Raw genomic sequence first — 10245 nt, forward strand, 5'->3', positions numbered from 1 at the left:
GTTGTTGATATCCGGTTTTGTCATTTCAGAATTTGCTTAGCCTTTTCTTCCATCTTCTTGGCGGCCTCTTCCGGCGTCATCGAGAGTCCGAACAGAGCCTGTGTCGTATCCTTGTGCAGCTCGGCCAAATCCGGCGGCAGCGTTTGGTCGTACGGCCAGTGAATATCCTTCGCTTTCTCGGTCAGCGCGCCCAGCCGCTTGGCGAATTCGTCCTTGTAGGTGACTCCTTTCACGCCGACGAGCGAGCCGGTGCGATCGGAATACGCTTGAGCCGTCTCCGTGCTCGATAGCTCCTTGATAAGCTCGATGGCCAGATCCGGATTTTTGGACTTGGCCGACACCGACCATACCGGCGCCGACGCTCCGCCCAGGTCGGATGGATCGCCCTTGCCGCCCGGCAATGTCGGGAACGGGAAGAAATCCAGCTTTTTCTCATAATCCGGCGCTTCCTGGCGCACGTTGTTGACGATGGATTGGGACATAACCAGCATCGCCGCTTGCTCGGTGTACAGCAGCTGGCGGCCTTGTCCTGCATCCCACGGAATGCCGTTGAAGCCTTTGTTGAAGGCGTCGCGTTTCACCAGCTCCTGAATATATTTGCCCGCCTGTACGTAGCCCTCGTCGTCAAAGCCCTGACCTTTGCGGCCCAAGGCGTTCTTGAATAAATCCGAGCCGGCGGTGCGATCCGCCAAATACATGAAGTAATAGGCTCCCGGCCATTTCGGCTGGTTGGCCAGCGCAATGGGTATGACTTTGTTCTGCTTCAGCGTATCGACGACCTTCAGCAGCTCTTCCCAGGTAGCCGGCGGCTTCAAGCCGTACTTGTTGAAAATATCTTTGTTATACCAAAACGCCGTGATGGACAAGCCTAGCGGAACGCCGTACGTTTTGCCGCCGAATTTGGCGTTGTCGAGCACCGTCTTCACATAATTGTTCTCGTCGATCTTGCCGGTAAGATCGAGCACATTGCCTTGGTTCACGAATTCCTTCAGCCAGCCGCCGCCCCAGGAATGAAAGACGTCCGGCGGATTGCCGCCCGACATGGCGACGGCGAATTTCTGCTTGTAGGTGTCGTTCGGCGTCTGCAGCGCCTTGACCTCGACGTCGGGATGCTTTTTCTTGAAGCGCTCGACCGCCTCCAGATACACCTTCTCTTTATCGCCCGGGTCGATATACCAGAACTCCAGCGTCTTCTTGTCTCCCGTCTTCGCTGCCTCGGCGGCGGGCTTCTTGTCTCCCGCGGGCGCCGCCCCGCCATCCGTCTTGCCCGTGCCGGCCGGTGCCCCGCCGCAAGCGGCCAGAAATGCCATAGATACAACCGTCAACGATGTAACTGCCTTTTTCATGAGAAGCCTCCCCTAATGGTTTGTACGGTGGTTCGTTTCCTCTCTGGCTGTTCAAATTTGTGACACTTTTATTGTAAAATTATGCCTCTCATTTCAAAAGGGGAGAATCTTCAACAATAGGTTAGAAAAACTTCAGAAGTTCCTCCGTTTACCCGCCATCCCCCTCCGAAGCCCCGCTGCCGAGCCGCCGCTCCCTATATTCCGAAGGCGTCAGCTGGTAGTGCCGCTTGAATAGCTGGCTGAAATATTTAACGTCTTCATAGCCGACGGAGCGGGCGATCTCGCTTATTTTCGCGGACGGGTCGCTTAGCAGCTCGCGCGCGCGTTCCAGCTTCTCCCGGACGAGAAAATCGTTGAAGGTGCTGCCGGTCTCCCTCTTAAACACCTCGCTTAAATATCCGGGATGTACGTGCACAAGCCTGGCCGCCTGATGGAGATTCATTTTCTGGCTTCCCAAGTTGTCCTTGATATAGCCGATCACGCGCCGCACATAGGCGGCCGCTCCTCGATGCACCGTGGCATGGTATGCGTTCATCATTTCATGCAAATATTGCTGGAGCTTCTCTTGCAGATCCGGTTCATCCCGGTCTCTGGCGACGGAGAAATCGGCTAAGCTCTCCTTCATCGCCTCGGAAGCGGACATTCTTTCGAACCAACGGATTCCGCTCAAAGCCAGCGATTGGATATAGGACGAGAAGGATTCATAGGTCAGATCGGGGTGGCTTAAATAATCGCATAACCGCACCTTGAGCCACTGATTCAGCCGAATCGCGTCTCCGGCCGACAGCAGCTCCGCAAGCTCCACTTCCTCCTCGCGCGAGCATAGCGTGCGAGCTCCCTTGCGATGCTCAATCTGCCTGTAATGCAGCATTCGGTCCGGCAGCAGACCCCAATACTTGGACGTCTTCACGGCGTCCGAATAGGAATCCGGCAATTGGTTAGGGGAAGCCGCCGGTCGGCCGGCGGCCCCGTAAATCGAGCATTTCAGCAGCTGCTCGATGCTGCCCAAGACGGCGCGCAGCTTCTCTTCCCATGCCGGCCCCTCCACGGGCATTAATGCGGTCACATGCTTGCTCGTGATCAGCGTTTCGCACGGAATCATCTCGCGAAGCATATTTTCGGCGGCGAAGCGCAGCAGCTGTCCGCCGCTTTCGCGCTCTCCCCAGCCTGTCGGCTGCAGCAGCACCACTTGCAGCGGCGTCTTGCCGATCGAGAGCAGCGGGAATGCCGCCGCGAGCCGGGCTTCCTCCACCGCAGCTCCGCCGGTCAGCCATCTCTCCAGCAAATGCTCGCGCATTTCCTTCTCCTGCCGGAACACTTGGCTCCTCGCCCCCCATTTATCGCGGATGCGCTGGGCCGCACTCACCACAGCTTGAATAATATCGCCGGGGCGGCTCGATTTAAGCAGATAATCGCTGACGTTCTCGCGAATCGCACGCTGCATGTATTCGAAGTCGTCATAGCCGGTCAGCATGATGATCTCCACGTCCGGCAGCAGCTCTCTGGCCTCCTTGGCCAGCGCGAGCCCATCCTTGCCTTCCATTCGGATATCGGTCAGTATCAGGTCCGGCTTCTCTTGCTGTAGACGGTCCAGCGCCTCCTCGGCCGACTCCGCCGGCTCCAGAAGCTCGAAGCCGAGCTTCCTCCAATCGATAACCATGGACAAGCCTTGCCGGATAATAATTTCGTCATCAACGATCAATATTTTCATGTTCGTCCTCCTTCGCCGGAATGATAAAGGAAATCCTTGTGCCCAAGCCGGGCGCGCTTTCCAGAACGAGCTGGGAAGAAGCCCCATAGTGAAGCAGCAGCCGTTCGTTGACGTTGCGCAGGCCGTAGCCGCCGGTCGCATCCTCCGCTTGCTCGGCCGGCTGCAGGATATTCTCGGCAAGCCGGTTCAAGATCTCGGGAGACATCCCGATCCCGTCGTCCTGCACCGTAAAGCGGATGCCTTGCTCCTCCAGCATGGCCGTGACGTAGATCATGCCCTTGCGTTTGACCTTCTGCACCCCGTGAATCATGGCGTTCTCCACGAGCGGCTGCAGCAGCAGCTTCAGCATCGGCAGCCGCCCCGCCCTCGGGTTGACCTCGAAGTGAACGTCGAACCGGCCCGGGAACCGGATCGACTGGATCAGCGCATAATTGCGCACATGGTTAATCTCCTGCTCCACGGAGCAAAAATCTTTCCCCTTGTTCAGGCTGAAGCGCAAAAAATCGCTAAGCGCCCCCACCATATCGGCAATGCGCTGTTCCTGGCGCATCAAAGCGATCCAATGGACCGATGACAGTGTGTTATACAGAAAATGCGGGTTAATCTGCGACTGCAGCGCGCGAATGTCCGCTTCCTTCTTCCGCGTCTCGGATCGGATCAGCTGCTGCTTCAGCCGCTTGATCTGCTCTCCCAGCTGATTGTAGCTGGAGACGAGCTGGCCGATTTCGTCCGGAGATTCCAGCTGGTACAGCGGCATCGGCTCGTTCGGGTCGAGGCGGACCAAGAGCCTCCGCAAAATTTTCAGCGGCTTGGTCACATGCCGGACCAGAAATAAAATCAGTCCCGCAGTCAGCACCGTCGCCAAAGTGACCGCCGATCCCGTCAGCAGCCAAATATACCGGTTCTCTTCGGCATACAGCTCATAAGGGACGAGGCTGACGAGCATCCAGCCAAACTGGGGAATTTTGGTATACAGCACCGTCTTTTTGTCATGGCCCTCGCCTTCGGTATAAACCCCGGACGATAGCGTCGAGTCCAGCAGCAGCGATTCGGGAAACATCTCCTCCCACCGCTTGGAGAGCCACTCTTTGCGGCTGCCCGAAATGACCTCGCCCTGCTTGTCCAGCAGCATGACGTCACCCGGCCCGACGCCGAAATTCGGCGTTCCGAGATAGCGCGACAGCTTCTGCTCGTTAATGCTGATCGCGACGAAGCCGAGCGAGTCGAAATTATCGGTGCTTTTCACCGCTCTCAGAAAAGAGAACACCAGCTCCGGTCCGTGAATGCTTTGCGTCCAATACAGCTCCGTCCATTTTTTCCCGATCAAATTCCAGTCCTCAATGACGCTGGACAGGTTGGAGGAGTACAGGTTCGGCGCTTGCAGCGGCTGGGTTTTATTTTTCGAATAAATCGAGATGTTCGTAATGTAATCCTTGGATTGAACCAAATTGGCTATTAACGTAAGAATGCGCGTCCTCTCCGGCGAATCGTAATCGAAGTCGCTCATGTACTGCTGGACGTCCTTATCCCCGATCAGGAAGATCGACATATCCTCCACGTCCTGGGCGATAAACCGAACGTTAGCCTGAATCCGCCCCAGCGCGTCGATGCCGATCTGCTTTGTTTTCTCCTCGTTGACGCGGGAAGAGGTGACATACGAGAAGGCCCCGAGAAAAAATAACGGAATTACCGTAGAAATCAGCATCATGACGGACAGCTTGGCCTGCAATGATCTGTTCAGTGTCAGCTTCATCTTGTCCTCCGTCGTCAGCGCAGCTTGCCGAGTACACTCGCCTGAGTGTTCTGCAGCTTTTGCGCCAAAATTTCCGGGCTTCCGCCCTTCATCAGCTCCTGCAAACCGTCGCTGAGCGTCTCCACCGCCGCTGTCGTCAATTGGGTCTCATAGGAGGGCAGCAGCGTCACCCCCATCATAAGCTCATGGAGCTCGACGAATAGGGGATGGGCAATGGTGCGGTCAACCTCCATCCGATAACTGACCAGGGTGTTGCTGTCCAAAATTTGCCGCTGGGCAGAAGGGCTCGCCATCGCATAAATCAACCGGAACGCCGCGTCCAGCTTGTCGCCCTCCAGCTTGCTGTTGACCGCAAACCCGTTGCCGACGACCCCCGAGGTGGACATCGGCTTGCCTTTGCCGCCGGGAATGGTCGGCAGCAGCGCCAAATGGGTATGTTCGAGCACATCCTTCGGGGCGCTGTCGATCAGATTGCCGACGGCCCATCCCCCTTCGATAAACATCGCCGCCTGTTTCCGGTAGTACATTTGCTCCATTTGCATATTATCGATATAGTTGAAATTATCCTGGAAAGCCCCTGCTTTAACGAGCTGCCGCATTTTTGTAAGCGCATCCAAAAATTCTTGATCCGTAAACCGGGCGTTATTCTGCGAGAGCACATGCATAAACCAGTCCGTCCCGGTTACACGGTCGGCGAGCGTACTGAAAATGGTCGACTGCGCGACCCAAGAGGACTTGTTGCCCAAAGCGATCGGGGTAATCCCGTTCCGGTTAAACACCTTGATGGCGGCGAGCAGTTCGTCCCATGTGGCGGGCACGCCAACCTCGTATTTATCGAACAGCTCTTGGTTATAAAAGACGAAGGACGTCGGAGACATCGTCATCGGTACGGAATATTTTTTCCCGTCGACCGTGAAGGAATCGAAGGAATGCGCCATGAAGCTGCCCGCCCACTCGCTCTTTTGCCGAAGCAGCGAATCGATCGGCTGGATAAACCCGGCATTAGCGAATTCACGGGTCATCGAATCGGGCCAGATCAGAAACACGTCGGGCAATTCGTCGGCCGCCGCCATCGTCTTAAGCCTCGACCGGTAAGCATCCCGAATAATGCTTTGGACACGAAGTTCAATCTCCGGATTATCCTCGGCGAATTTGTCCAGCAAAGCTCTGAATCTTTCGGATGTGGAATCCTGCCCCGCCCAATCATGCCACACGGTTAAAGTAACCGTGTTCTTCCCGCGATCCGCGTTTCCCTGAACCGGAAGCTCCTGCGCAGGGAGAACTGAGCACCCGGAAATAGTCAGGATGAGCAAAATTCCATGCAAAGGGCAAAGAAAGCGCTTTCCCCAACTGGCAAAACCCATCGTTAGCTTCCTCCCTCTCTTGAGTCCATTGCATAAATTTGGACTAATGTTTCGAACATTTTATCATAGCGGCAAGGCGCGCGGCAATATGGTTTATCGTGAAGCGGCCGAGAGCCGCCCGGGGATGTCCGGTAGGAGCGAATCCTTTTCCGGTGAAACGAAAAACGGAGCCTCACGGCCCCGTCTTCGGCTTAATGCTTAAACTTAAACCAATTGATATTGAACAAATACCCGCTTCCTCCCGTAAACTTCAGATACACATCGTGCGTCCCCGTAACGCTGCCGCTTAAGGCGCATGATTGCGTCGCCCAAGTCTGCCAGCCGCCGGTACTCGTGACCGGACAAGTTCCCAGCAGGGTTCCGTTCAGGCTATCCAGTCTGATCTCGATGCTTCCTCCGGCCGTAGTCGCTACTCTTGCCTCGAATTGCGCCGGTCCGGCGGCGCCAAAGTTGACATTTTGAAACGCAATATAATCGCCGTTGTGAATATAACCGACGTTTTGGCCGCCTTCGGAGCTTGCTTCGCTTTTGACGCCCGACATGCTCGTGTAGTTTTCCGCTTCGATCGTCGAATAGGCGTCAATTCCTCCATACGCGGTTTTCAACCAATCCGCCGCACTCAACGTTACCTTCGATGCGCCGGCGTATTGGGTTACCGTGGACACTACGCTGGAGAGCGGGAATGTTTTGTAAGCGTAAGGCAGTTGCTCGGTATACCCGTAAGTGAAAGTAAACGGCGTCGACGGCGGGTTCGATTTACTCATGTTCTCGACCCCGACAATATGCGATGACCACGCCCAATTCCCGATCGTCGACTTGTCGTACCAGGTCATCCCGTTCGTGAACGCATTAACGCCGTTATTGTCCCAGCTGCTGCCGGTATACGTTCCGCTGCTGTTGGTCACAGTCGAATTGACGATTAAGCTATGGTTCATCGCATTTTGGAACAATGCGTCAAACGGCGGATTCATATTGGCCGTATCGTCTCCCTGGCGTTCCGCGCCGACCAGCGGTTCGTTAAATCCGTTATACACGTTCGTATCTCCGGCGATGGAAGCGCCGTTTCTGGCGTTAACTCCGCGCGATAATTTGTCCTTTCCGTAAGTTGAAATCGCTGCGACGGTATCCAAAATATTTTGATGCGTCGAATCGTCAAAATAATTATTGAACAAGTGCCCGGTGCCTTGACGAATCATCGGCAGGCGCTGCCCGACATTCGTGTAGCGGTTATACGCCATCGTGAGCCGGATTCTCTGATTGCCGTCTTTAATTTCGACTCCGTTGGAGCCGACATAGTTCGTATAATCCTTATCGCCGGAGCCCGACAAATGTACTTTGGAGTGGTAGGCCGCATAAGCCATAATCTGATTTTTGGCAGCGCCTCCATTGCGCATTTTATAATACAGGCTCGCAGACGGGTCCAGAGTGCCTGCCGCATATTTTTGCTCCATATAGTCGATAGACTTATAAATGGAGCTGCTCGAAGCCGGATTCGGGTTCGCCGCCAGTCCGAATTCATTCCAGGAGAATGTTACATTGGACGCGCCGTTTTCCAAATCGATCATGCCGTCGGCCGCGATAGAAAATTTGCAATGATCAATCCAAACGTTGTTGGCGCCATTCACCTTAATAAACGTCCAACCCACCTCTTTATGATCGCCGGAGTCGTCCCACTGCCACATTTCGTCAAAATTCAGATTCCGAATCACGATATCGTTGGACGTAGCCTGCAATTTCAGCTCGGCGTGCCTGATCGTCTTACCCGTAGCCGAGAAAATCGTCAGCCCGTCAATATTGGCGATATTCAGCTTGGATAAGCCGGAGGCGATTAACAGCGGATTCGTAAACCCGTTCGACGGATCGGGATATTTGCTGATGAAGCTGTATTGTGCGATTTCAGCGGAAGTGAGAGCTAATTCCGTCCATCCCAAGTTAATATCGGCCGTCACCTCAATCACTTTGACCGCGCCGCTGCCGGCGTCCTGAATCGCCTGCAAAAACTGTTTGCCGCTGCTGACCGTCCGATAATAAGAGGTGCCGACATAACTGCTCCGATCCTTCACTCCTAAAGAGGCGTAACCGGGAACCGATAAAAAGCTGCTGTCGTAACTCGTCTCCACCTTCGTCGCGTTAGGGATCGCGTTAATGACGGCCGCCTCCGCTGCGCCCGCACCCGCAAGAGGAGAAGTAATCAGCAGACCGCCTATAAGTACCGAGCTAAAAACTTTTCTAATCACGCTTCAATTCCTCCTTTAAATGTAAAATGAGCTTATTCATCCCGCCTTGCGCTTATCACCCCCTTCTAATTTAAAGCGTTTTCATAAAATGGCAAATATTTACTTGAATTATACCATAGCGCATGGTATGAATTTAGACATAAAGTATTGAAAGTTAGACAAAAATTGCACTAGGTGGATGAACATGCTGCCGTTCTACGAAATCCAAACGAAAGATTTGAGATTATTCCGCTTAACCAAGCCGTTGACGTTTCCGGCCCACATGCACAGAAACATCGAGCTGCTCTATGTGCTCTCCGGCGTTCAATATGTGCGGATCGATGAAACGGAGTATGCCGTCCATGAAGGCGAGGCGGTTGTCATTTTCTCTGATATCGTTCACAGCTATTTGAAAAAGGGCGACGAGCCCGCCGAAGCTGTTCTGCTCTTATGCAACCCGCGGTTATTGGGAGGCATGTTTCCCGATTTGGAAAATGTCCAGCCGGTCAATCCCTTCGTAGCCAAAGATAGCATTCATGAAGAGGCTGCCTATGCGCTAAGGCATATCAAGAAGAAGGAGGAATTTGCCTTAAAGCTTGGCTGGACTTACGTCATCATGTCCCATCTGCTTCGCCGTCTTGAATTCGCGCAGCGGCCGCGCGTCCCTGTCCGGGATATGTCCCAAAAAATCATCGAATATTTATCGGCAAATTTCAAGGAACCGGTAACGCTCGATTCTCTCGCCGCCGAATTTTGCGTCAGCAAACATTACATTTCCCACATATTTTCCAATAGAATCAAAATGAACCTTCGCAACTGCCTCGGCATGCTCCGCGCCGAATTCGCCGCCCAACTGATCCGCACGACCGATGACTCGTTATCGGAGATCGGCAGCCGCGCCGGGTTCGAAAGCCAGCGTACCTTTAACCGCGTGTTCCACGCCAAATACGGAATGTCCCCGCGCGAGTTCAGACATCATATCCGGAAATGATCTTTAAACGGATGCACTCTCCAGTCTTGTTCGCCGAGCAGCTTCTCGTCGTTCAATACAACGGTATGCGCATGCCGAATCATCTCCGTTCCGTCCATTTGCATGCCTTCATGCAGGTCCGTCAGTACGCCGTCACTCACGAAAGCGAGCGCAGCAGCTGCATACCACCCTATCCGGAATTCAAAGCTGTCTTGGCTGCTTATGCGAAAACGAACTTCCGTATCCGCCTCGCTCAGCTTGTCTTCAATACAATTTGGCGCCTTTTTTTTACCGAAAATTTTGGAGAAAAATGTCCCTTTCTTCCCCTCCATGCGGCTAACGGACAATTCAAATCCCGTTAACCATTCGGTCTGATTCAGATCTCGGTTGGGACAATCATAGACGACAACCTTGAACGGAAGAAATCCGGTATGATTACGGAACGAAAAGCCCGGAGCGATTTCCGCGTCTATATGAAACTTTCTTATTTCAGACAACCATTCAGGGATGATGCTGTCATCAAGCCCTTTAAGATGTACCGAGAGATCATAGCTCATATCCAGTCTCCTTCATCGCGCAATGAACTTCATAATCGACTTGCTCGGCTGTAATTTCAAGCGAAGCATCGTCGTCATCATCCCAGCCTATCTTTCCATCTACCATATTTTAACACAAGTCTCCTCAGAAAACTGCCGCTTATCAAGAAAAAGACCGCGCGAAACGCCGCGCAGCCTTATGCGATTCCTCATATATTTTATCCTGAATTTCGAAAGTACTGCGCATTAAAAACATAAAAAGGGCTCCAAATCTTTGGTAGAATGGTGTTTGTCCAGGACAACATCACCCAAAGAGAGGAGCACCTTTTAGGTGAAGTCTACCACACCG

7 protein-coding genes are annotated in these 10245 nt (G+C 53.6%); 1 reads left to right on the forward strand and 6 read right to left on the reverse strand.

The window, feature by feature from the left end:
* Window positions 1–20 precede the first annotated feature (20 nt).
* From N0M98_RS11085 to N0M98_RS11105, 5 genes are all read right to left on the reverse strand, one after another.
* Window positions 21–1346, reverse strand: coding sequence for an extracellular solute-binding protein (locus tag N0M98_RS11085; protein ID WP_259617906.1), 1326 nt, complete (start codon window positions 1344–1346; stop codon window positions 21–23).
* A gap of 148 nt (window positions 1347–1494) precedes the next feature.
* Window positions 1495–3057: a response regulator transcription factor gene (locus tag N0M98_RS11090; protein WP_259617907.1), complete on the reverse strand. Its 1563-nt coding sequence runs from the start codon at window positions 3055–3057 to the stop codon at window positions 1495–1497.
* Window positions 3038–4810, reverse strand: coding sequence for a cache domain-containing sensor histidine kinase (locus N0M98_RS11095; RefSeq protein ID WP_259617908.1), 1773 nt, complete (start codon window positions 4808–4810; stop codon window positions 3038–3040). The genes N0M98_RS11090 and N0M98_RS11095 overlap by 20 nt, the downstream gene beginning before the upstream one ends.
* Before the next feature lie 14 nt (window positions 4811–4824).
* Complete coding sequence (locus tag N0M98_RS11100; RefSeq protein WP_249864799.1) at window positions 4825–6174, reverse strand: extracellular solute-binding protein; 1350 nt, start codon at window positions 6172–6174, stop codon at window positions 4825–4827.
* 191 nt (window positions 6175–6365) lie between these two features.
* Window positions 6366–8411, reverse strand: a complete 2046-nt coding sequence (locus N0M98_RS11105; protein WP_259617909.1) for a carbohydrate-binding protein — start codon at window positions 8409–8411, stop codon at window positions 6366–6368.
* Between the two features lie 184 nt (window positions 8412–8595).
* Here N0M98_RS11105 and N0M98_RS11110 point away from each other — a divergent pair, with 184 nt between their 5' ends.
* Window positions 8596–9381 carry a helix-turn-helix transcriptional regulator gene (locus N0M98_RS11110; RefSeq protein ID WP_259617910.1) on the forward strand — a complete coding sequence of 262 codons (786 nt, stop codon included), beginning with the start codon at window positions 8596–8598 and terminating at the stop codon, window positions 9379–9381.
* On the opposite strand, the gene N0M98_RS11115 is transcribed toward N0M98_RS11110, so the two are convergent.
* A complete protein-coding gene (locus tag N0M98_RS11115; protein WP_259617911.1) occupies window positions 9366–9917 on the reverse strand; it encodes a hypothetical protein in 552 nt (183 codons plus the stop codon). The genes N0M98_RS11110 and N0M98_RS11115 overlap by 16 nt on opposite strands.
* Window positions 9918–10245: the final 328 nt, after the last annotated feature.

The sequence above is a fragment of the Paenibacillus doosanensis genome (genome assembly GCF_025060755.1).
GTDB lineage: Bacteria > Bacillota > Bacilli > Paenibacillales > NBRC-103111 > Paenibacillus_S > Paenibacillus_S doosanensis.